We start from the raw sequence: 22,144 nt of genomic DNA on the forward strand, positions 1-22,144 counted from the left end.
GCCATGCCGGCTTCGCCCCCTTACCTGCGGCTGCTCGAGGCCGAGAAGGCCTTTGGCGAGCGCAGGGTCCTCAACCGGGCCAGCTTCCGCCTCTCGCGGGGCGAGAAGGCCGTGCTGATCGGCCCCAACGGCGCGGGCAAGACCACCTTGTTCCGCATCCTGGCGGGCCGGGAGGGCCTCGATGGAGGCCGTCTCGAGCGCCTGAAGGGAATCCGGGTGTTCTACTTGCCCCAGGACTTCCGGCCCAAGGGGGGTAGCGTGTGGGAGCTGGCCTACCGCAGCACGCCGCTGTGGGCCGCCGAGCAGCTGCTCGAGCAGCTTCCCCCCGAGGAGATGGCGGCGGCCTGGGAGCGGGTGCGCGAGCTCGGCTTCTGGAAGGGGCGCGTGGGCCGCACCCTGGCCGACTTTGGCCTGGGAGAGGAGCTGTGGGGGCGGGAGGCGTCGGGGCTCTCGGGTGGGGAGGGGGTGCGGCTGGGGCTGGCCATGGCCTTCCTTTCGGGAGCCGAGGTGCTGCTCTTGGACGAGCCCACCACCCACCTCGACCTGCGCATGCGGCTGCGCCTGGAGGAACTGCTGCTGGCCTACCCCGGTGCGCTGGGCCTGATCTCCCACGACCGCGCGTTGGTGGCCCGTGTCGCCAGCACCGTCTACCACCTCGAGGCCGCCCAGCTCATCCGGGTGACGGGCGGCTACGCCACCTATCTGCAGGAGAAGGAGCGCATCCAGCGCACCCTCGAAAAGGCCCGCAAGGAGGCCTTAAAGGAGCGCGAGCGCCTGCTGGAAGCGGTCCCCGACCGGCGCAGGCCAGGTCAGGACCGTCGCCGGAGCCAGAAAGCCCAGCTCAGGGAGCGAGCCCAGCGCATCGAAGCCCCCGAACCCCTGCCCCCCGAGCGGCGCTGGAGCCTCGAGATCGCCGCCGAGGGCACGCCGAGGCTGGTCGCGGAGGGGAAGGGGCTATCGAAGTCGTACGCCGAAAGGCCGTTGGTCCTCCGCCAGGTCAGCTTCCGCATCTTCCGCGGGGATCGCATCGCCCTGCTGGGCCCCAACGGAGCGGGGAAGACCACCCTGTTGCGCGTGCTGCTGGGCCAGGAGTGGCCGGAGGAGGGCGAGCGTGAGCTGATGCCCGGCGTACGCACGGCCTATCTGGACCAGCACTTCCACGGCCTCGAGCCCGCCAAGGGCCTCTTCGAGCAGTTTTGCCAGCGCTTCGGCGAGGCCCGGGCCGCGGCCCTGCTGGGCCGGATGGGCTTTCGTCCACCCCACTGGTTCGACCCGCCCGAGCGCTTCTCCGGCGGGGAGCGCGCGCGGGCTGGCCTGGCCTTGCTCTCGGGGTTGAGGGCCGGGCTGTTGGTGCTCGACGAACCCACCAACCACCTCGAACTCGAGCTGCTCGAGGCGCTCGAGCGCGCCCTGAGCGAGTATCCGGGCACCCTGCTCTTCGTCTCCCACGACCGGGCCTTGGTGCAGAAGGTCGCCACCCGCTTCTGGGGCCTCGAGGAGGGGCGGCTGGTGGAGTACCCCAGCTACCGCGAGGCCGAGGCGGCCATGCTGGGCAAGCCCGCCCTGCGGCAGAACCCTTACGGTGAGCTCCCCTGCGAGCCGGAGGTGCCCTCCGAGGAACGCGACCTCGAGGCCGAGCGCCTGGCCCTGCGCGAGCGCTTGGACCAGCCCGGCCTGAGCGAGCGCGAACGCTTTCGGCTTCGGGCCGACCTCTTGGCCCTCGAAGAGGAACTCTTCCAGCGCTATGCCGAGCAGTTTTACTTACCGCCGCGCTATACCCACCGGGTGGTGCATGGGGGGGTGGAGGTGTACGCTGACGTGGAGCTGGACTCCTACCGCTTTTGGAGCCGCCAGGGATCGCTTAGCGGGGAGCGGGTGGGCGCTACGGTGCTGCTCTCGGGCCAGGCCTCCGGGGCCACCGTCGCCGGAGCGTTGCAGATCCTCTTCGAGCTCGAGGGCGTGCGCGTGGTGCTTCACGGGGAGCAGGTCTACGGGCTTTCCGCTTACGAGAAGCCCTTTATCCGCTCACTCGAGCCCCAGGCCGCGCCTCGGCGCAAGGCCCGCTTTTAGCCCTTCGTGTTTTGCATCGCCTCGCGCACCTGGCGCTTGAGCCGCATCAGCACCGCCTGCAGCCCGCGCAGCCGCAGTGGGGTGATGACCTCCTCGAGCTTGGCCAGGGTGTAGAAATCCTCCGGTACCCGTAGCACTTCCTCGGGGCTGTAGCCGGTAAGCCCCTCGGCCAGCATCCCGGCAAAGGCCCGCACGGTAGGGGCCTCCTTGGGCGCGTCGAAGTAGGGGACTACCCTGCCGTCCTCGAGCTCGACATGTACGTAAAACGGCGTGGTGCACTCGTGCACCTGCTCGAGCTTGCCCTGCATCCCTTCCGGCAGGGGCGGCATCTTCTTGGCGTACTCGAGCAACAGCTCGGTCTTGAAAGCCTTGGGGGCACCGGCGAGCGTTTGCACAACGCTTTGCAGCTTGGGCGGAAGGTTGGAAAGCTCAGCGTTCATCTCTTAAAGCCTACAAGGAGAAGGCCCGGGGCAGCGTAAGGGCCATCAGCTTCTAAAGAATCTGTACTGCGTCCCCAGCTTGTACGGTTCCCCCCTCGAGCACCCGCGCCAGCATTCCTCGTCTTCTCCCCAGCTTTTGCGGGAAGTTTGACCCGTAGCGCTCTTTGAGCGTTTTACAGGGAGTGCAGTATAAGGAAACCTCCAAAAGCGCCTCCCCTACCCGCAGCTTTGTGCCGGGCCGAAGGAGGTGCGGGTCTAAGTCCAAGACCATGTTTTCGCCCAGCGCGCCGTAAGGAAGATCGAACCCGAGGGATTCCAGGTGCTCGTACGTGGCCTGACCCAGCAGCAGCACCGCCCGTTGCTCGCGTTTTCCGGCTTTGCGGTCTCCTGCGATCCCATACCCGGGGACGAGCTTGACCGCCTCCACCCGCAGCCGGGGGAAACCCCGGTCACGGGAGGCGTGGACCGACAATACCTTCATGCCCTCCAGTCGCTGGCCAGCAAGGAATAGCAGGCCATATCCACAAATCCGTGAGGCCGCAACCAGTCTTGGCGGCGGATGCCCTCAAAGGTGAACCCTAACCGCTCCGCCACCCGCCGTGAAGATGCGTTGTCCACCTCGGCCCGCAGTTGCACCCGGTGAATCCCCAACTCCTCAAAAACGAAGCCCAACATAGCCCGGGCCGCTCGAGTCATGAGGCCTTTGCCAGTAGCTTCCTGGCCTAGCCAGTAGCCGATCTCGGTGCTGAGGGGACGGTTGCCGGCGCGCTCCACTGGGAAGAACAAAATGCCCCCGACCATCTTCTCGCTCTGCCAGATGCCCACCCAGGGCAGCCCATCCTCGGAATACCGGGTGATCCCACGCCGGATGAAGTGCTGGGCTTCTTCGAGGGTGTGGATGTTGCGGGCCCAGTCCAGCCAGGCGCCCAGGTGCTCGCGGTTACTCTCCAGGAAGCCCAAGAATTCTGCGGCGTGGCGGGGCTCGAGGATTCTCAACTCAGCCCCTTCTCCGAGATCGTGTTTGAACATTCTGTGCTCCTTCTGGTGGTCTGGTAGGGCGATTAGCCTGATCCACAAAGGATACCTGCTTTACCTGGAGCGCCGGAAGGTCGGCACGGGCAGAGGCATATCGCCGCGCCGGGGTCCTTTCCGGGTAGCTCGGCCACAGGGTGGCAAGCCTGACTGGTGGGCTTTGTCAAAAAAGCCTGTTTTAGCGTCCGTGCCATCAGCTTCCCTAGCCCACGAACCAACGGGGGACCCTCAGGTTTTGTTGGCGGCGGGCCCTATGGAGATGTCTTACCCGGGAGGTTTAGTCCAGGAAGTCCCTGAGCTTGCGGGTGCGGGACTCGTGGTACTTGAGCTTGCGCAGCGCCTTGTTCTCGATCTGGCGGATGCGCTCGCGGGTCACGCCGAAGTAAGCGCCCACCTCTTCGAGGGTGTGCTCGCGCCCGTCGATGAGGCCCTTGCGCAGCTTGAGCACCATGGCCTCGCGTTCGGAGAGCTTATTCAAAGCCTTCTCGAGCTCCTCGCTGAGCATGCTCTGGGCGGCGGAGTCCACGGGGGAGGCCATGTGCTCGTCGGGGATGAAGTCGCCGTAGAAGGAGTCTTTCTCGTCGCCGATGGGGGTCTCGAGCGAAACCGGCTCCTGGGCGATCTTGAAGGTCTCCTCGACCTTTTTGGCGTCCCAGCCGGGGCCCATCGCCTCGGAGATCTCCTCGTAGGAGGGCTCACGGCCCAGCTCCTGCTGCATCTGCCGGGCGGTGCGGGTGAGCTTGTTGATGGTCTCGACCATGTGCACCGGGATGCGGATGGTGCGGGCCTGGTCGGCGATGGCGCGGTTGATGGCCTGGCGGATCCACCAGGTGGCGTAGGTGGAGAACTTGAAGCGCCGCTTGAATTCGAACTTCTCCACCGCCCGGATCAGCCCCTGGTTGCCTTCTTGGATCAAATCGAGGAAACTGAGGCCGCGCCCGGTGTACTTTTTGGCGATAGAGACCACCAGCCGAAGGTTAGCTTCGATGAGGTGTTGGCGGGCCAGCTCGCCGTCGCGGGCGATGTGAAAGTGCCGTTTGATCTCGCGGGGCAAGGACCGCAGACGCCCGTCCACGGCGGCGATGGTCTCGGGATCGAGTTTGATCTCCATCCCCGGTACTTGGTTGATGCGGGCTCCGCCTTGCACCTGAGCGCGGAGCACCTGACGGATCAAATCGGCCTCCAATCCCGTTTCCTGGGCCAAAACTTGGGCGGAAGCCACCCCGTCTTCGACCCGGCGGGCTAAGTCGATTTCTTCCTCGAGCGTGAGCAGGGGAACCTGGCCGATCTCGTGCAGGTATTGCCGCACCGGGTCGGAGGTGGAGACCCGGGTGGTGAGGGGCAGATCCTCGTCGAAGCTATCCTCTTCCTCGCCCTCGAGCTCGAGGGTGGGCTCGAGCAGATCCAGGTCGGGCTCGAGGAACTCCAACCCCTCCTCCATCCCTTCAAAGCCCTCTTCTCCCTCAATCTCCTCAGGCCGGATGGCCGGTTCGATCAGGCCACGGCTGGGCTCAGGGGCCTGCTTGGTTACGGAGGGTAGGGTAGAAGTCTCAAGCACGGCGACGGTTTGCGCCTCCTCGGATTTGGATTTGGTGGGTTGGGCCGCAGCCTTGTCGGAGACTTTGGCCTTGGCTCCCTTGGCGGTTTTGGCGCTTGGCTGTTGGCTAGAGGTGGATTTAGCGGTGGTTTTTCTGCTCTTCACGGACACACTCTTGGAGATGGATACGGAAGGCTTATGGCTGGAAGCTGTGGCGGTGGTCGTTGATGTAGTGTCAGGTTTCTTGGTCGCTTTGGCGGAGGCTGTTTTGCCTTGATCCTGCTTGGACCCCCTTTGGCTCGAGGGGGGCTTCTCGCTCGCCGAAGCCGCAGCTTTGGCAGAAGATTTGACCGGAGTAGAACCTTTCGTCGCCTGGGTATCGGCAGGGCCGGTGCGGCCTTTGGCCACCCCCTCGGGGGCCTGGCGGCCCTTTACTGCGGGCTTAGATTTGCTCACTCGTTTCACCTCCAAGCAGGGCGCACCGGGGAACCACGGGAGGACCCTCGGCTTTTGTGCTCACGCCTCACTCCGCAGCACCTTATACCCCTCCTGCTGTAAGGCGCTTAGGTTGCCGAAAGCGGCTTCTAGAAGGGGTTCGTACTTGAGGAAAGAATTGGCTACCAAGTAGAACCTCCCGCCAGAGCGCAGGCGGGACCTTGCGGCTTGCACGAAGGCTTGGGCCACATCAAGAACGACCTCACCCCCCAGATGAAAGGGAGGATTCGATACGATTATATCGAAACGGTCCGCCGCTGGCAACGCTTCCTCCACATCCGAGTGCAGCACCCGGCCCTCGAGCCCGTTGGAGCGGAGGCTGGCCTGGGCGCTCAGGACGCTACCCCAATCATCCTCGACCGTCGTGACCGAGGCTCCTGCCGCTGCGAACGGCAGCAAAAGACCACCATACCCTCCGCCCAGATCAAGCACTGTGCGTCCTTTCACATCCGCCGCCGGGTGGTCTTGGCGGAAAGCGTGGAGCAATAGCCTGCTGGCCGGGTCTAGGCGACCACCGGAAAAGGTTCCCGGCAGGTGGCAGAAGCTGAATCGACGGCCCCATACCTCGGCTGCAAATGATTCCCATGGGGTGGAGGGAGGTGGGGTGGGATTTTCCTTTTCGAGCACCGCTACCCGCAAGCTGCCTTGGCGGTGGCAGACCAGTCCGTAGCCTAACCAGGCCCGTGCCTGCTTGAAGTAAGCTTCGAACCCTTTTTTGGTATCCCCCGCAAGCCATAGCCTGCCCCCTGGGCGCAGGCTATGCGCGGCCCCCCAAAGTGCCAGCTCGACGTAGCGGCTTCCGCGCTCGGCGGGGATGACCAGCACGGCTTGGTCATAGGCCTCGGCCTCGGCTTCCCAGGGTAGGCCCCGCAGTACCCGGGCCCTGGGGTGGGCGGTAAAACTTTCCTCCAAACAACGCAAGCAAGCCCTCGAGGGCTCTACCAGGTCTACCGCGATCTGTTCAAGCAGCCCTACGCTCGCCAACCCTACGCCGGGGTTCAGGTCCACTGCACGCTCGCCGAAGGGCTCGAGGACCCTGGCCAACAATTCGTACCGTGGGTCGGGGTAACCGCGCGCCCCAGCTTTCACGAAGAGCCGTGTATTCCCGTGCTGGAGTGGGAGCAGGCGATGATAATCGGCCAGCGTCATAGATACACCGCTTGGATCCCACGCTTTCCCATCCGCAGGGCTTGGTTTCCAAGATGGGCCAGCGCTTGTCCTGAGGGGGGCTCGTTGAGGGAGAAAGCACCCTCCGGCTCGAGCTGCTCGAGGGGGATGCGTCGGGGAGGGCGAAGCTCTTTTATCCCTTCCTCTATCACGTAAGTAGCGGCGTAAGCCAGGCCGTTACGGGTAGTGTGGGCCACGGTGACCGGACCCTTATAACGCATCGCTACCCCCACCAGGGTGTCCACCCCCACCGCCGGGATGCCCAGCCCCCGCGCCAGCCCCAGCCCCGCCGAAATCCCGATGCGCAGGCCAGTATAGGAGCCCGGCCCGCGGCCTACCGCGATCCCCTCGATCTCCTTCAAGGGAGTGTGGCAGTCGGCTAAGAAGGCTTCGAGCTCCGTCCACAGCGCTTCGGCGTGGCGGCGCTCGAGGCGCACCGCCCGCTCGGCTTGGTTCAAGCCCAGCACCAGGTAAGGGGTGGCGGTATCCAGGGCCAACACTCGCACGTGAACGAGTATAGCCCGCTAGCCGACTTCGCGGCGGCCCCCGAAAGCATGGCATCTGGCCCGGAAGGGCAGGGGAAGCCCTCAGGAACTCGCCCTTGAAGTGTTAGGCTGATTGAGGATGCGCCACCTCGAGCTCGCCTTCACCGGCCCCACCACCTTCCTCAAGGCCCCCCACCGCCCCCTCTCTGAGCCCTGGAGTGCCGAGGTGGGCTTTCTGGGCCTGCCCTACGACTTCGCGGTGGGCTACCGCCCCGGCGCCCGCTTCGCGCCGGGCGCCCTGCGCGAGGCCAGCGGCCGCTACGCCCCCGGCCCCGAGGGCTACTTCGACCTCGAGACCGAGACCTACCGCCTCAGGGGCGTGAACATCGTGGACGCGGGCGACGTGGACCCGGCCCAGCTCGAGTACATCGAGACCTTCCGCCGCATCACCGAGGCCGCGCGGGAACTGCGCAAACGCGTGCGGCTGCCGGTGTTCGTGGGGGGCGATCACTCGGTGAGCTACCCCGTGCTGCGGGCGTACGACGACCTGGCGGAGCTGTACGTGGTTCAGCTCGACGCCCACCTGGACTTCTCGGATAGCCGCAACGGCACCAAGTATTCCAACAGCAGCCCCTTTCGCCGCGCCGCCGAGGAGGTGCCCGGCCTCAAGCACCTCACCGTCATCGGCCTGCGCGGCCTGCGCGCCAACCTCGAGGCTTACCGGGCGGCCAGAGACCGGGGGCACACCCTGATTACGGCCCGGCAGGTGCGGGAGAAGTTGGCCTGGGTGCTGGATCAGCTCCCGCAAGGCAAAAAGGTCTACCTCAGCTTCGACGCCGACGTGCTCGACCCCTCGATCATGCCCGGCACCAGCAGCCCCGAGGTGGAGGGCCTGAGCTACGCCGAGGCCATGGCGGTGGTGCGACGGACCCTCGCGCACAACGAGCTGGTGGGCTTCGACCTGGTGGAAATCGCGCCGAATTTGGACTCGAGCGGGCTTAGTTCATTGGTAGGAGCGCGGCTCTTGGCGGAGATGTTGTGCGACTGGCGCTCGAGTGCGGACGGGTTCGGCCCGCAGCCTGAGCCCTAGCGCCTTTAGCACCGTGGCGAAATCTAGATTGACCTCGCCGGTGGGTAAGCACTTGTCTAGCCCCAGATCACGTGGGCGTTTTCTGTTGTGGAACCGGATAAAATCGGTGATGTAGATGTACGGTTGCTCAGTGCTATAGGCTAAATGGCGAACCCGGATGGCTTCACACACCGAGTTCAGGCAAGGGGAGGTTTGGGGTGAATAAAACCTTGGGGGCTCATCGGCACAGAATCTTATACCGCAGATGCGGTTTAATCACTAGTTAGACCTCATGTGACGACGAACGATTTGAGGAGCCAGATGGGTATGTTTCGTCGCGTAGAGCTACCGTCCGGGGTCACCGGCCTCCTCCTACTGCACAGCATGCCTGGTCGAAACGAGCCGTTGGAGAACGTGTGGCGGGAGATCCGCAATACGCGTATCGATTGCATCGTGTCACTCGCGAGCCGCCGCGAAATTCGGGAGAAGTCGCCGGACTACGCCGACGCTATCGCCGCTGGCCGTGTCCCATGCGATCGGCTCGAATTCCCTATAACTGATTTCGGCGTACCCGAGGATCGACCGGCGTTCTATACGCTCGCGCGGGATCTCGCGACCCGCCTACGGGCCGGGCAGCGACTCCTGATCCACTGCGGCGCGGGTATTGGGCGCACTGGGACGCTGGCAACTTGCGTGCTCGTCGCACTCGGGGAACCGCTGGAGAGCGCAAAGCGATCGGTGTCAGCCGCTGGATCGTCCCCCGAGACAGCTGAGCAACGTGAACTGATCGCTTGGTGCGCGCACCAGGCAGGAGAAGCGCCATGAGGTCTAACCCGGCGATGCAGCGGACCGGCTACGCCGGCCGCTGATCGCCCTTCTGTTAGCCCGACACCCAAGAATGGAAGTTCTTCTTCCGATCATCAACGACTGGTTCGCCGCGAAACGTGAACATCTCACGATATTCGCGCGGGCGGATTGCCGCCTTGAAGGTTGGTTCAAGGGTGAACTGTTGGTGCTTCTTAGCGGGCTTCAACAAAGAGGCAAGATCGAAGAGTTCGACCGCGAAGTGAACATCCCTTCGGGCGAGCCGGGCAAGCGTTTTCAAGTCGACTTCAGGATCAGGGTTGACGGACGCGATCACCTGTGCGAGCTCAAGGCACTGTGCATTAGCCAAGCCGCCGGAACGCCGAGGAACCTTCGGTTCTACTTCCGCGATGACCATGTGGGCTTGGTCAAAGACATGAAGAAGCTAGAACGGCTGTCCTCTCCCAATCGATGGCTCATCGCCTTCGTCTACCCGGTCCCCTCTCGCGATCAGTGGGCCGCTGCCGTTGCCGCCGTTCCCGCTTCGCTGGCGCATTGCCGGCCGCTCAACGAGCCGAACGACCTAACGGCACCTCTCTTTGTTTCTCTTTGGCATGTTGGAACTCCAGCGGGCTAACCACGGCTTGCAGCCGACGGCACGCGGGTGGATACTTGGCCGCGCGCCGCGGCTGAACCGCGAGCCGTTGGGAGGCCGTTGGAAAACAATGAGCCTGAACGCAGACTGCGAATCTTGGCTGAAGAAGGTATCGTCAAAGGGATCGCCGATGTACATCCGTTCGTCAGGTCCTGGGCACCTCATCCTTCGCCCGTCGCGCACCCAGCTCGTGGCTCGCATCGCCTTTCTCTGCCTTTTCGCCCTCGGCGCGCTGGCCCTGATTCGGGTCAGCCCTCAGCTAGGGCCTGTGGCCTACGGGTTTGTTGGCCTGCCGCTGCTGTTCGCTCTGGACGCTCTTCTCACGTTTGCTACTCGCCTCGAGGTTGACGAGTCGGGGATCTCGCAAACCCACTACCGCTCCAGCTGGAGCTACCGATGGGGCGAGATTGCCGGCTGGAACTTGCACGAGATGAGCCCAAAGGGGCCAAATCTCGTCGCCATCGAGTTGTACCTCGCTGCGGGTGGCCGGCAGAAGCTCACTCCCGCGCTCGTGCAGTATAAGGATGCGAATTACTTCAAGCTTCGCGAGGCCCTCCTGCACTACCTCGGCCCGCCCTCGCGGTAGCGCACTTGACCATGAGCGATCCTTCGCTTGTGGTGGAGGGTGCTGCTCAACAGGCCGTGCGCGATTGCGATGGGTTCGCGGTGCGCTCGGTGAATATCGCCCATAGCATGCTTGTAAGGTCAAGTAAGGAGAAAACTATGCCCCGCGCAACCCTTACCAGCAAAGGCCAACTTACCCTGCCCAAGGAGGTTCGCCAGGCCCTGGGCCTGCGCGGGGGGATCGGCTCGAGGCGAGGTGGTGGGAGGGGAGATCCGGATGCGCCCCCTTCGCCGTTACCGGGCAGCTGAACTCGCCGGTTTGCTCAAGGGCAGCCCGGTGCCCTTCGCCGGCCTCGAGGCGGAGAGGGAAGCCCTGGCCCGCGCCCTGGCCGAAAAGGAACGGGGTGGGTAGTGCGCTACTGGCTGGATACCAATGTCTTATTGCGCTTGGTGACCAAAGCCCCGGAGGACTTGTTCCAGCGGGCCCTCGAGCTGGTAGAGCAAGCCGAGGTCGGGAGGTTTTCCCTTGCACGTGGCCGAGGTTACCTACGTCATGAAAAGCCTCTACCGCTACTCACGGGTGCAGATTCGCCAGGAGCTGGGGACCGTCCTGCGGCTTGTGGCGCTGGAAGTGTTAGACGAAGAAGAAGTTCTGGCTGCATTGGATCTCATGGCCGAGCAAAACGTGGACTTTGACGATGCCTACCTGGCCATGTGGGCCTCGAGGCGAGGGGAGGGGGTGGCCTCTTTTGACCGGGACTTTGCCCGGCTGCCGGTAGCTTGGCACCAGGTTTAAGGCGTTCTCGGCTGTGCGGAGGTTCCTCCCGCTATGTACACCGAGTGAATGGGGGTATCCCCCCAGCGGTAGAGGGGTTCCAGCGCGTTCGGGGAATCCACCACCACGAAATCGGCCTGGGCCCCCACCTCGATCTTTCCCAAATCCTTCCTTCCTAAGGCCAGCGCGGCGTGCTCGGTGTGGGCAATCAGGGCTTCTTCGGCCGAGAGGCGGCCCAGGCCGATGGTGAGCTGCATCGCGAGCCAGGGGCTGTAGAGCGGGCTGCTGCCGGGGTTGTGGTCGGTGGCGATGGCCACCCGCACGCCCGCGTCCCACATGGCCCGCGCGTCGGGGAAGGGCTTGCGCAGGATGACTGCCGCGCCCGGTAGGACGGTGCCCACCGTGCCGGCGCGGGCCAGGGCCTGCCAGTCGCCCGGGGTAGCCTCTTCGAGGTGGTCCGCCGACAGCGCCCCGAGCTCCGCCGCGAGCTTGGTGGCCCCGGTGTGGGCGATCTGCTCGGCGTGGAGCTTGACCTTGAGGCCCTGGGACAGGGCGGCCTCGAGGATGCGCCGGGTTTCCTCGAGCGTGAAGGCCCCCTGGTCGCAGAACACGTCCACCGCCTCGGCCAGCCCGCTACGCGCCACCTCGGGGATGAGCTCGGCGGTGAACATCGCCACGTACTCCTCCCGTTCCCAGCCCTCCGGCACCACGTGGGCCAGCAGGGTAGGGAAGACCCGCTGGGGCAGATTCTCTTTGAGATGCCGGATCACCCGCAGCATCTTGAGCTCGGCCTCGGGAAGGAGGCCGTAGCCGCTCTTGACCTCGAGGGCCGTCACCCCCTGGGCCAGGAAGAGGGCGGCGCGGGCTTTGGCCAGCGCGTAAAGCTCCTCCTCGGAGGCGGCAGCCGTGGCCCGCACCGTCGCGTAGATCCCGCCCCCGGCGGCCAGGATGGCCTCGTAGCGCTCGCCCCGGGCGCGCTTTAGGTACTCGCCCAGCCGGTTCCCGCCGTAGACCAGGTGGGTGTGCGCGTCCACGATGCCCGGCACCACCCCGCGCCCGCCCAGGTCGGCGCGGGGCCAGCCGCGGTACGCCTCCGGCAGGTCCTCTTCGGCCCCCACCCAGACAAAACGCCCCTCCTGCACCGCGAGGGCGGCGCGCTCGAGCCTTTCCCTCGGGGTGTACAGCTCGGCGATGCCCGTAAATACCCGTTTCATCCTTCTTCCCACCCCGCCAGGTCCAGGCCGCGTTCGCGGGCCACCCGCTTGGCCGAGTCGTAGCCCGCGTGGGCGTGGCGCATCACGCCGGTGCCGGGGTCGTTGGTGAGGACGCGCTCGAGCCGGTAGGCGGCCTCCTCCGAGCCGTCCGCCACCGTGACCTGCCCGGCGTGGAGGCTGTAGCCCATCCCTACCCCGCCGCCGTGGTGGAAGCTGACCCACCCCGCGCCCGAGACCGCGTTGAGGGCGAAGTTGAGGAGGGGCCAGTCGGCCACCGCGTCGGAGCCATCCAGCATGGCCTCGGTCTCGCGGTAGGGGGAGGCCACCGACCCAGCGTCGAGGTGGTCGCGCCCGATGACGATGGGGGCCTCGAGTTCGCCCCTCGCCACCATCTCGTTGAAGCAAAGCCCGGCCCTCTCGCGCTCCCGGTAGCCCAGCCAGCAGATGCGGGCCGGGAGGCCCTGGAACTTGAACTTCTTCACGCCCTCGCTGAGCCAGCGGCGTAGGTGCTCGTCCTCGGGGAAGAGCTCGAGCACGGCCTGATCGGTCTTGTAGATGTCCTCCGGCTTGCCGGAGAGGGCCACCCAGCGAAAAGGCCCCCGCCCCTCGCAGAACTGGTCGCGGATGAAGGCGGGCACGAAGCCGGGGTAGCTGAAGGCTTCCGCGAAGCCCCCCTCTTTGGCGAAGGCCCGCAGGTTGTTGCCGTAGTCGAAAGCCACCGCGCCCTGCTTCTGCATCTCCACGATGGCGCGGCAGTGGGTGGCCATGTCGTGCAGGACTCGTTCCTTGTAGCCCTCGGGGTCGCGCTGGCGCAGGAGGGCTGGGTCTTCGTCGGCGTGCAGGATGGGGATGTAGCCGTGGAGGGGGTCGTGGGCGCTGGTCTGGTCGGTGACCAGCTCGGGGGTGAAGCCCCGGCGCACCATCTCCGGCAGCACCTGGGCGGTGTTGCCCAACAGCCCGATGGAGAGCGCTTGGCCCTTGCGCTTGGCCGCCTCGGCCAGCCGCAGGGCTTCGTCGAGCGAGTCGGCCCGCAGGTCGAGGTAGGCGGTGTCCAGGCGGCGCTGGATGCGCCCCGGGTCGATCTCCACGCAGATCGCCACCCCGCCGTTGAGGGTCACGGCCAGGGGTTGCGCCCCGCCCATGCCGCCTAGCCCGCCGGTTACCGTGATGGTGCCCTTCAAGGAGCCGCCGAAGTGCTTCTTGGCCGCGGCGGCGAAGGTCTCGTAGGTGCCCTGCAGGATGCCCTGGGTGCCGATGTAGATCCAGCTCCCGGCGGTCATCTGGCCGTACATCATCAGGCCCAGCCGGTCCAGGCGGTCGAACTCCTCCCAAGTGGCCCATCTGGGGACCAAGTTGGAGTTGGCGAGGATCACCCGGGGGGCCAGGGGCTGGGTGCGGAACACCCCCACCGCCCGGCCCGACTGCACCAAGAGGGTCTCGTCGTTCTCGAGCCGCTCCAGCACCGCCAGGATGCGCTGTAAGTCCTGATGGCTGCGGGCCGCCTTGCCGCGCCCGCCGTAGACGATGAGCTCTTCGGGCCGCTCGGCCACCTCGGGGTCGAGGTTGTTCAGAAGCATGCGTTTGGCGGCTTCCTGGATCCAGCCTTTGGCGGTTTTGGTGGGGCCTCGGGGGGCTCGGTAGATCATGGATTTCCTCCTTGGGGGGTGAAGGTGTCTTCAAGAAAGTAGCGGTCCCCGCGCATCAGGTACTCGACCCAGGTCACGGGGGTTTGGAGGGTATAGGTCACGCGCTCCAGCCGCAGCCCCGGCGCCGCGGCGGGTTGGGCCAGCAGGGCGGCGACCTCGGGCTCGAGCCCAACAGCCTCGAGGCGCTGCCACACCTTGGTCAGCGGCAGGCCGAGCCGGTGCACCAGGATCTCGTGGAGGGATTCGGCCTCGAGGTCGTGCTCCAGGATGCTCTGGCACAGATCGGCCCGCAGGTAGCGGGTCTCGAGGATCACCGGCTCCTCGTCCAGAAAGCGCAGGCGGCGCACGCAGAGGGTGTCGGAGGTGTCCAGCTTCTCGGCCACCTCGGCGGGGGCCCTCCGGGGCTCGGCCAGGAGCACCCGGGTCCGGGGCACGGCCCCTTGTGCGGCGGCGAACTCGTAGAAGGGCCGCACCCGCAGCGAGCCCTGGCTGAAGCGGCGCTGGGCGGGGAAGCTGCCCTTGCCCTGCTGCCGGAAGAGGTAGCCCTCGCGCTCGAGCTCCTGCAAAGCCCGCCGCGCGGTCATGCGGCTGACGCCGAAGCGCCGGGAGAGCTGGTTCTCCGAGAGGGGAAAACCGGGCTGGGGCTTGGCCAGTTCGCGCAACACCGCTTCTTTGACCTGAAGGTACTTCACAAAGGAACCTCAGAGTTGTATATACAACCTAGCGTGAAGCGAGGTCAAGCATGGTCGAACTGGATAGGGGGCTAGGGCTCGAGGCCTTTGAGCGCGTGGTGCGCGGGGGTGAGCCGGTGAGGCTCGCGCAGGCCGCGCGCGAACGGGTGGCCCGTTGCCGGGCCTTGGTGGATGAGCTGGTGGAGCGGGGGGCGCCGGTCTACGGCCTCAACACCGGCTTCGGCAAGCTGGCGACGGTACGCATCGCGCCGCAGGACCTCAGGCGCTTGCAGCGTAACCTGCTCTTATCCCACGCCATCGGGGTGGGGGCGCCCTTCCCCGCCGAAGTGGTGCGGGGCATGCTCCTCTTGCGGGTGCAGAGCCTGGCCATGGGCTACTCCGGGGTGCGAGAGGTGGTGCTCGACTACCTGACGGAGTTCCTCAACCGGGGCATCACCCCGGTGGTGCCCTCTCAGGGCTCGGTGGGGGCTTCGGGGGACCTGGCTCCCCTGGCCCACATGTGCCTGCCCTTGATCGGGGAGGGTGAGGTGGAGTACCGGGGGCAGGTGCGCCCAGCGGGCGAGGTGTTGCGGGAGTTGGGTTTGGAGCCCTTGGAGCTCGAGGCCAAGGAGGGCCTGGCCCTCATCAACGGTACCCAGGCCATGGCCTCGCTGCTGGCCCTGTTGCTCCTCGACAGCGCGGTCTTGCTCAAAACCGCGGACATCGCCGCCGCCATGAGCGTCGAGGCCCTCAAGGCCAGCCACCGCCCCTTCGACGAGGCGGTGGGCCGACTGCGCCCCCACCCCGGCATCGCCGCCACCAGCGCCAACGTGCGCAAGCTCCTGCACGACTCCGAGATCATGCGCTCGCACCTCGACTGCGACAAGGTGCAAGACGCCTACAGCCTGCGGGCGGTCCCCCAGGTGCACGGGGCCAGCCGCGACGCCCTAGCCCACGTGCGGGAGGTGGTGCTGCGCGAGATGGTAAGCGTCACCGACAACCCTTTGATCCTCCCCGAGGAAGGGCGCACCCTCTCGGCGGGCAACTTCCACGGCCAGCCCCTGGCCCTGGCCGCCGACTACGCGGGCATCGCCCTGGCCGAGCTGGCCAACATCTCCGAGCGCCGCATCGAGCAGATGTTGAACCCCGCCCTCTCCGGCCTCCCGGCCTTTTTGGCCGAGGGCAGCGGGCTCAACTCCGGCCTGATGATCAGCCAGTACACCGCCGCCGCCCTGGTGAGCGAGAACAAGGTGCTCGCCCACCCGGCCTCCGTAGACTCCATCCCCACCAGCGCCAACCAGGAGGACCACGTCTCGATGGGCACCCACGCCGCCCGCAAGGCCCGCGCCATCTACGAGAACGTGCTGTGGGTGCTCTCCATCGAGCTGGCCTCCGCCGCCCAGGCCCTCGACTTCCACGCCCCGCTGCGGCCAGGCAAGGGTGTGGAGGCCATCTACCGGCGCATCCGGCAGGAGATCCCGCACTTAGACCGCGACCGCTACCTCAAGCCCGAGCTCTCGCGCCTGCGGGAGCTGATCCGCTCGGGAACGCTGGTGCGGGTGGCAGAGGAGGTAGTCGGCGCGCTGGCCTAGCGCTCCTCGAGCACCCCTTGCTTGAGCAGCGCTGGGAGGATCGCTTCTCCGACCCGCAGTAAGGCATAGCTTCCCAACCTGCGGGCTATCGTCTTGAGGCAGCGCAGGTGCTGCTCGAGCGCCTCCAGATACCTCTCGACCTCGAGGCGGCCCACTTCCATCCGCTCGTTGGTCTCCACGTCGTGTAGCCAGGCCTCGGTGAGGCTGGGCGAAAGCTCTTCGGGGGCCATCACCTGCACCAGCACCACCCGCTTTAGCCGCTTTAAGAGTCGCCCCCAGTCCAGCTCGTCGAGCCCGTCGGTGATGAGGACGGTGGCCCCTCGGGGCCGGGGGACGCGCAGAAGTTCGGCGGGGCCAGCGGCGACGGCACGGCTCTTGCCGCGATAAGGCCCGGCCCCCCACAGCGTTGCCCCCTCGGCCTTGGCTGCCCTCGCCAGCACGTGCAAGACCCGCTCGGCGTACTCGGCCTTGCCGTAGAGCCCCATGCTGGGCGAGCCGTCCAGAAAAAAGGTGAAACGGGCGGGGGCCTCGGCCTGGAAGGTGCGGGTATAAAGCCGCCCGGCACGCGCGTAGGCTTTCCAGTCCACAAAGCGCGGCTCGTCGCCGGGCACGTAGCCGCGCAGCTCGTAAAACTCGAGCCCCCGCCCTGGCCGGGCCTGGTTGCGCTCTCCGGCAAAAGGCTGGGTGGGGCGGGTACGGATGCGGTAGCGGGTCATAATGGTGGCGCGTCTTACCCTAGGTCAAAAAAGCTTTGGCGGTGTGCCCTTCACTTCGCCACCGTTCTGCGCAGCAAATCTTGCAACACCGCCTCGACGGTGATCCCTTCAAACTGGGCTTCCTCGCTGAGCAGGAGGCGGTGGGAGAGGGCAGGCTGGGCCGCGGCGCGCAAGTCTTCCCAGTCTAGATGGGCGCGGCCAGCCAGGTAGGCCAGGCTCTTGGCCAACGCCAGCCAAGCCTTGGCCCCGCGCGGGGAGAGGGCCATGCGCAGGCGCTTGTCTTCCTGGGCGAGCTGGGCGGTGTTGGCGATGGCCTCGATGGCCGCGCTGCTCACCACCACCTGCCGGGATTCCTCTCGGGCTGCCAGCAGGTCGAGCCCCTCCACCCTTTTGGGCGGGGCCGGTTCTTCGCGCAGGATGCGCAGCCAAGTCGCGCGAGGAGGGGGTGTTACGGTGATCTTGCTCATGAAGCGGTCGAGCTGGGCTTCGGGAAGGGGGTAGGTGCCCTCGAGCTCAAGGGGGTTTTGCGTCGCCAGCACCAAGAAAGGCTGCGGTAGCGGGTAGCGTTCGCCGGCCACGGTCACGGCGGCTTCCTGCATGGCCTCGAGCAGGGCCGACTGGGTTTTGGGGGTGGCCCGGTTGATCTCGTCGGCCAGCACCACCTGAGCAAAGATGGGGCCGGGCCGAAAGACAAAGGCCCCGTCTTCCAAAATCTCCGTTCCGGTCACGTCGGCTGGGAGGAGGTCAGGGGTGAACTGGATGCGCCGGTAGGAGAGGCCGGAAGCTTCGGAGAAGGCCCGCGCCAACATAGTTTTGCCCAGGCCCGGCAGCCCCTCCAGCAGGGCGTGGCCCCCGGCTATCGCGGTGGCTAAAAGTTCCCTTATTACCCGCTCCTGTCCGAAGAGCACCGAGGAGAGTTCGGCCTCGAGCTTGACCAATCCGCTTCGCACTTCTGCCACGATCTGACTATACCGGGCTGGGCACAGCCGCGTCGCCAAGCACCGCTTGACCCCCGGCTTCCCCCACTCCACAATCGGGGTGTGTGGGTGCTAGGCATCGATACCTCCTGCGACGACACCGGGGTTGGCCTCGTCCGAGACGGCAAGGTGGTGGCCAACCGGGTCGCCTCGCAGACCCTGCTCCACCAGAAGTTCGGCGGGGTGGTGCCCGAGCTGGCCTCGCGCGAGCACACCCAGGTGATCGACGGGCTGGTCGAGTTGGCCCTGTCGGACGCCGGGATCGGCGTGTCGGACTTGAATCTGATCGCCGCCACCCGTGGTCCGGGCCTCATCGGAGCCTTGCTGGTAGGACTTTCTTACGCTAAGGGGCTAGCGCTGGCCTTGGGGAGACCTTTTGTGGGGATACACCACCTCGAGGGCCACCTCTATGCAGCTTTAGCCGATCATCCCGAGGTGGAACCCCCCTTCCTGGCCCTATTGGCTTCGGGCGGGCATACCCATTTGTTCCAGGTCACGGCCTGGGGCGAGTACGCGCTGTTGGGGGCGACCCGCGACGACGCGGCAGGGGAGGCCTTTGACAAGGTGGCTAGGATGCTGGGGTTGGGCTATCCCGGCGGGCCAGAGATCGAGAGGTTGGCCCGAGAAGGCGACCCCAGAGCGGTGCCGTTCTCGGTACCCCTGCAAGACCAGATCGGCTACGAGTTCAGCTTCTCCGGGCTCAAGACCGCCGCCCAGCGCTTCGTGGAGAAAGGTTACGCCAAGGCCGATATCGCCGCCGGATTCCAGCGGGTGGTGGTCGAACACCTGGCCAGCGTGGTGATGCGCGCCGCTAGCGATACTGGCCTGTCCATCCTCTTGATCTCTGGCGGGGTGGCGGCCAACCGGGCGTTGCAGGAGCGCTTTGCCGAGGCGGGCTTACGGGTTTTGTTCCCTCCGCGCGGCCTTTCCACCGACAACGGGGCCATGATCGCCTTGGCCGCCTGGCGTCGCTGGAAGGGAGAAGGCGACAGCCTGACCATCCCGGCAGCGGCTTATCTCCCGCTGGCCAGCGCACGGGCAACCTGATCTTCGGGGCATTGTGCGGCCCTCCCGTCGCTCGGGCCAATCGTGTTTCCAGACCATCGGCGATTCGGCTTAGGGCATTCGGCGGTTGACGTTTGGGCTTTTTGGCTACCCTTTCCTCATCTTGGGGGGGTAGACTAGCGCTTGGATTATGTTGGAGTTTGTCAAGAAGCTCTTAGATAACAATGAAAAAAAGGTGGCCCGGTACTGGAAAACCGTGGTCGCCCCGACCAATGCCCTCGAGCCCGAGGTGGAAAAGCTCGAGGATTTGGCCGCTGCCTACGCCAAGCTGCGCGAGAAGCATCAAGCCGGGAAGAGCCTGGATGAGCTGTTGCCGATGGCCTTTGCCCTCACCCGCGAATCGGCCCGGCGCTACTTGGGCATGCGCCACTACGATGTGCAGCTCATCGGCGGGGCGGTGCTGCACGAGGGCAAGATCGCCGAGATGCGCACCGGCGAGGGAAAGACCTTAGTGGCTACGCTGGCGGTAGCCCTCAACGCCCTTGCCGGTAAGGGGGTGCACCTGGTCACGGTCAACGACTACCTGGCCCGCCGCGACGCGGAGTGGATGGGCCCGGTATACCGGGGGCTGGGGCTGACTGTAGGGGTGATCCAGAACTCTTCCACCCCCGAGGCGCGCCGCGCCGCCTACCGCTGCGACGTGACCTACGTGACAAACTCCGAGCTGGGCTTCGACTACCTGCGCGACAACATGGCGGTGATGCCCGATCAGTTGGTGCTGCGCCACGACACCCCGCTGCACTACGCCATCATCGACGAGGTGGACTCCATCCTCATCGACGAGGCCCGCACCCCGCTCATCATCTCGGGTCCTGCCGAGCGGGCCACCGACATGTACTACAAGATGGCCGAGATCGCCAAGCGGCTCGAGAAGGGCACCCGTGCCGAGGTCGCCAAGGGCATCCCCGCCACCGGTGACTACAGCATTGACGAGAAGCAGAAGGCGGTGCACCTCAACCTCGAGGGTATCGCCAAGGCGGAAAAGCTTTTAGGGATTGAAGGCCTCTTCAACACCGAGCACATGGAACTCGCCCACATGCTCACCCAGGCCATCCGCGCCAAGGAGCTGTACTTCAGGGATAGGGACTATATCGTCCAAGATGGCGAGGTCATCATCGTGGACGAGTTCACCGGTCGCCTGATGCCGGGCCGCCGTTACGGGGAGGGGCTGCACCAGGCCATCGAGGCCAAGGAAGGGGTCAAGATCGAGCGGGAAAACCAGACCCTGGCTACCGTGACCTACCAGAACTTCTTCCGCCTCTTCGAAAAACGCTCCGGCATGACCGGTACCGCCAAAACCGAGGAGAAGGAGTTCCAGGAGATCTACGGGATGGACGTGGTGCAGGTGCCCACCAACAAGCCCGTGATCCGCGAGGACTATCCCGATGTAGTCTACCGCACCGAACGGGGCAAGTTCTTTGCCGTGGTGGAGGAGATCGCCGAGAAGTACGAAAAGGGCCAGCCGGTGCTGGTGGGCACCATCAGCATCGAGAAAAGCGAGCGCCTTTCGGCCATGCTCAAAGAGCCCCGGCAGTACCTCCCGGCTCTGGAGATGCGGGCGGGTCTGTTGCTCAAGGCGGCCCAGCGCCAGCAGGGTTCGGAGTGGGATCAGCTCAAGAAGCTCCTCGAGCGCCCCTCCCAGATCAAGGAGGGCGAGCTCGAGGCCTTCGAGGGGATAATTCCCGCCAAGGGTAACCTGCGCACCGCTTGGGAGATGTTCAAGCGCAGCGTGCACACCCTGGAGATGATTCGCAAGGGCATCCCCCACCAGGTTTTGAACGCCAAACATCACGAAAAAGAAGCCGACATCATCGCCCAAGCCGGGCGCAGCAAAACCGTGACCATCTCCACCAACATGGCCGGGCGGGGCACCGACATCAAGTTGGGGGGTAACGCCGAGTTCATGGCCGCGGCCCTGCTGCAAAAAGAGGGTTTCGACCGCACCGAATGGAAGGTGGAGCTGTTCATCAAGAAGCTGGTGCAGGGAGCCGAGGAGGAAGCCCAGCGGCTGGGGGCCGAACTTGGAGTACGTCCCGAGATCATGGAAGAAATCCGGCGTTTGCGCGACACCTGCAACGCCGACGAGGCGCGGGTCAAAGAGCTGGGAGGGCTCTTCATCATCGGTACCGAGCGGCACGAGTCGCGCCGGATCGACAACCAGTTGCGCGGGCGCTCCGGTCGCCAGGGTGACCCCGGCGGGAGCCGCTTCTATGTGTCCTTCGATGATGACCTGATGCGCCTGTTCGCCAGCGAACGGGTCATCGCCATGCTGGACCGGATGGGCTTTGACGATTCGGAGCCCATCGTCAACCAGATGGTCACCAACTCCATCGAACGGGCGCAAAAGCGCGTCGAGGACCGTAACTTTGGCATCCGCAAACAGCTCCTTCAGTTCGATGACGTCATGGCCCGGCAGCGCGAGGTGGTCTATGCCCAGCGCCGCAACGTGCTGTTGGGGAGCGACGAGTCGGTGCGCGAGGGGGCCCGCAACATGGTCGAAGACACCGTGGGCAGCGTGGCCGAGCTTAGCCTCAACCCCCAAGTCCACCCCGAAGACTGGGATCTAGACGCCCTCAAGAGCGCTTTGGTGGACTATGTTCCCTCCCTCGAGGGTTTCGACTACGAGTCCCTGCGTAAGATGCAGGCTGCTGAAGCCGTAGAGGCCCTCATCGCAGCGGCGCTCGAGGGCTACGACCAGCGCGAGGCCGAACTCTCGCCGCCGCTCATGCGGGCGGTGGAGCGCTTCGTGATTTTGCAGGTGGTAGATAACGCCTGGAAGGAGCACCTGCACAACCTCGATGTGCTGCGCCAGGGTATTGGGCTGCGCGGTTATGGCCAGCGCGACCCCTTCCAGGAATACAAGATCGAGGCCACCCGGCTCTTCGACGATATGGTAGCGAGCATCAAGGCCGAGGCCACCAAGTTCCTTTTCCGCCTCAAGGTCGAGGTGGAACCGGCTCCCGTGGCGGCTGCGGTCCCCGCCGCACCGGTGCAGGAGAGTGGGCCTCAGGCCAACGCCGAGCCCTTCGATCCCTTTACCGTGCGCCGTGAACCCAAGCCCAAGACCGCCTCTCCGGGGATGAGCCGGGCCGAGCGTCGGCGGCTCGAGCGGGAGGAGAGGAAAAAGCACAAGAAGTAAGTCCTACGTCTTACGGCGCGTGCAAAACGCC

22 protein-coding genes are annotated in these 22,144 nt (G+C 65.6%); 10 read left to right on the top strand and 12 right to left on the bottom strand.

The window, feature by feature from the left end:
- Window positions 1-3 precede the first annotated feature (3 nt).
- On the top strand, window positions 4-2,070 hold the full coding sequence (locus tag DNA98_RS06975; protein WP_110528158.1) for an ABC-F family ATP-binding cassette domain-containing protein: 2,067 nt from the start codon (window positions 4-6) through the stop codon (window positions 2,068-2,070).
- On the opposite strand, the gene DNA98_RS06980 is transcribed toward DNA98_RS06975, so the two are convergent.
- The 6 genes from DNA98_RS06980 to tsaB all read right to left on the bottom strand — a co-directional run bounded on the left by DNA98_RS06980 (window position 2,067) and on the right by tsaB (window position 7,247).
- Window positions 2,067-2,510, bottom strand: a complete 444-nt coding sequence (locus DNA98_RS06980) for a SufE family protein (protein WP_110528161.1) — start codon at window positions 2,508-2,510, stop codon at window positions 2,067-2,069. The two genes, DNA98_RS06975 and DNA98_RS06980, sit on opposite strands and share 4 nt — an antisense overlap.
- A gap of 52 nt (window positions 2,511-2,562) precedes the next feature.
- Entirely contained in the window at window positions 2,563-2,991 is a 429-nt protein-coding gene (locus tag DNA98_RS06985) for an MOSC domain-containing protein (RefSeq protein ID WP_110528164.1), read from the bottom strand.
- Window positions 2,988-3,539, bottom strand: coding sequence for a GNAT family N-acetyltransferase (locus DNA98_RS06990; protein ID WP_110528168.1), 552 nt, complete (start codon window positions 3,537-3,539; stop codon window positions 2,988-2,990). Before DNA98_RS06990 ends, DNA98_RS06985 begins: the two co-directional genes overlap by 4 nt.
- Window positions 3,540-3,819: 280 nt before the next feature.
- Window positions 3,820-5,244: an RNA polymerase sigma factor RpoD gene (gene rpoD / locus DNA98_RS06995; RefSeq protein WP_110528171.1), complete on the bottom strand. Its 1,425-nt coding sequence runs from the start codon at window positions 5,242-5,244 to the stop codon at window positions 3,820-3,822.
- Window positions 5,245-5,595: 351 nt separating this feature from the next.
- The gene (locus DNA98_RS07000) at window positions 5,596-6,723 is read right to left on the bottom strand and encodes a methyltransferase (RefSeq protein ID WP_110528174.1); all 1,128 of its coding nucleotides are present in this window, start codon (window positions 6,721-6,723) and stop codon (window positions 5,596-5,598) included.
- Entirely contained in the window at window positions 6,720-7,247 is a 528-nt protein-coding gene (tsaB, locus tag DNA98_RS07005) for a tRNA (adenosine(37)-N6)-threonylcarbamoyltransferase complex dimerization subunit type 1 TsaB (protein WP_110528177.1), read from the bottom strand. Before tsaB ends, DNA98_RS07000 begins: the two co-directional genes overlap by 4 nt.
- A 118-nt stretch (window positions 7,248-7,365) precedes the next feature.
- On the opposite strand from tsaB, the gene speB reads away from it, so the two are divergent.
- Window positions 7,366-8,316 carry an agmatinase gene (speB, locus tag DNA98_RS07010; RefSeq protein WP_110528180.1) on the top strand — a complete coding sequence of 317 codons (951 nt, stop codon included), beginning with the start codon at window positions 7,366-7,368 and terminating at the stop codon, window positions 8,314-8,316.
- Here the strand turns inward: speB and DNA98_RS18485 are convergent.
- Complete coding sequence (locus DNA98_RS18485; protein WP_370444435.1) at window positions 8,230-8,487, bottom strand: hypothetical protein; 258 nt, start codon at window positions 8,485-8,487, stop codon at window positions 8,230-8,232. The genes speB and DNA98_RS18485 overlap by 87 nt on opposite strands.
- 192 nt (window positions 8,488-8,679) lie before the next feature.
- Here DNA98_RS18485 and DNA98_RS18490 point away from each other — a divergent pair, with 192 nt between their 5' ends.
- The 5 genes from DNA98_RS18490 (at window position 8,680) to DNA98_RS07035 (ending at window position 11,114) form a co-directional block, all read left to right on the top strand.
- On the top strand, window positions 8,680-9,120 hold the full coding sequence (locus DNA98_RS18490; RefSeq protein ID WP_370444437.1) for a protein-tyrosine phosphatase family protein: 441 nt from the start codon (window positions 8,680-8,682) through the stop codon (window positions 9,118-9,120).
- A 73-nt stretch (window positions 9,121-9,193) separates the two neighbouring features.
- Window positions 9,194-9,736 (top strand): hypothetical protein, encoded by a 543-nt coding sequence (locus DNA98_RS07020; protein WP_110528186.1) that lies wholly within the window; start codon window positions 9,194-9,196, stop codon window positions 9,734-9,736.
- 148 nt (window positions 9,737-9,884) lie between these two features.
- Window positions 9,885-10,340 (top strand): hypothetical protein, encoded by a 456-nt coding sequence (locus tag DNA98_RS07025; RefSeq protein ID WP_110528189.1) that lies wholly within the window; start codon window positions 9,885-9,887, stop codon window positions 10,338-10,340.
- A 255-nt stretch (window positions 10,341-10,595) separates the two neighbouring features.
- Window positions 10,596-10,730: a hypothetical protein gene (locus DNA98_RS18340; protein WP_255418281.1), complete on the top strand. Its 135-nt coding sequence runs from the start codon at window positions 10,596-10,598 to the stop codon at window positions 10,728-10,730.
- Between the two features lie 120 nt (window positions 10,731-10,850).
- Entirely contained in the window at window positions 10,851-11,114 is a 264-nt protein-coding gene (locus DNA98_RS07035) for a PIN domain-containing protein (protein WP_110528194.1), read from the top strand.
- Here the strand turns inward: DNA98_RS07035 and hutI are convergent.
- From hutI to DNA98_RS07050, 3 genes are read right to left on the bottom strand one after another with little or no spacing between them, the layout of a single operon-like run.
- Window positions 11,111-12,307 (bottom strand): imidazolonepropionase, encoded by a 1,197-nt coding sequence (gene hutI / locus DNA98_RS07040; protein ID WP_110528197.1) that lies wholly within the window; start codon window positions 12,305-12,307, stop codon window positions 11,111-11,113. The two genes, DNA98_RS07035 and hutI, sit on opposite strands and share 4 nt — an antisense overlap.
- The gene (gene hutU, locus DNA98_RS07045) at window positions 12,304-13,953 is read right to left on the bottom strand and encodes a urocanate hydratase (RefSeq protein ID WP_110528201.1); all 1,650 of its coding nucleotides are present in this window, start codon (window positions 13,951-13,953) and stop codon (window positions 12,304-12,306) included. Before hutU ends, hutI begins: the two co-directional genes overlap by 4 nt.
- Window positions 13,950-14,645 (bottom strand): GntR family transcriptional regulator, encoded by a 696-nt coding sequence (locus DNA98_RS07050; RefSeq protein WP_110528204.1) that lies wholly within the window; start codon window positions 14,643-14,645, stop codon window positions 13,950-13,952. Before DNA98_RS07050 ends, hutU begins: the two co-directional genes overlap by 4 nt.
- A 50-nt stretch (window positions 14,646-14,695) precedes the next feature.
- Here DNA98_RS07050 and hutH point away from each other — a divergent pair, with 50 nt between their 5' ends.
- Window positions 14,696-16,216: a histidine ammonia-lyase gene (gene hutH, locus DNA98_RS07055; protein ID WP_110528207.1), complete on the top strand. Its 1,521-nt coding sequence runs from the start codon at window positions 14,696-14,698 to the stop codon at window positions 16,214-16,216.
- Here hutH and DNA98_RS07060 read toward each other — a convergent pair.
- Both DNA98_RS07060 and DNA98_RS07065 read right to left on the bottom strand, forming a co-directional pair.
- Window positions 16,213-16,932, bottom strand: a complete 720-nt coding sequence (locus tag DNA98_RS07060; protein WP_110528210.1) for a DUF58 domain-containing protein — start codon at window positions 16,930-16,932, stop codon at window positions 16,213-16,215. The genes hutH and DNA98_RS07060 overlap by 4 nt on opposite strands.
- Window positions 16,933-16,982: 50 nt before the next feature.
- Window positions 16,983-17,894 (bottom strand): AAA family ATPase, encoded by a 912-nt coding sequence (locus DNA98_RS07065; RefSeq protein ID WP_370444438.1) that lies wholly within the window; start codon window positions 17,892-17,894, stop codon window positions 16,983-16,985.
- 78 nt (window positions 17,895-17,972) lie between these two features.
- On the opposite strand from DNA98_RS07065, the gene tsaD reads away from it, so the two are divergent.
- Both tsaD and secA read left to right on the top strand, forming a co-directional pair.
- On the top strand, window positions 17,973-18,956 hold the full coding sequence (tsaD, locus tag DNA98_RS07070) for a tRNA (adenosine(37)-N6)-threonylcarbamoyltransferase complex transferase subunit TsaD (protein WP_110528213.1): 984 nt from the start codon (window positions 17,973-17,975) through the stop codon (window positions 18,954-18,956).
- A 148-nt stretch (window positions 18,957-19,104) separates the two neighbouring features.
- Window positions 19,105-22,113, top strand: a complete 3,009-nt coding sequence (gene secA, locus DNA98_RS07075; RefSeq protein ID WP_110528216.1) for a preprotein translocase subunit SecA — start codon at window positions 19,105-19,107, stop codon at window positions 22,111-22,113.
- The last annotated feature ends 31 nt before the right edge of the window (window positions 22,114-22,144 follow it).

This window comes from Meiothermus sp. Pnk-1, assembly GCF_003226535.1.
In the GTDB taxonomy this organism is placed as follows: domain Bacteria; phylum Deinococcota; class Deinococci; order Deinococcales; family Thermaceae; genus Allomeiothermus.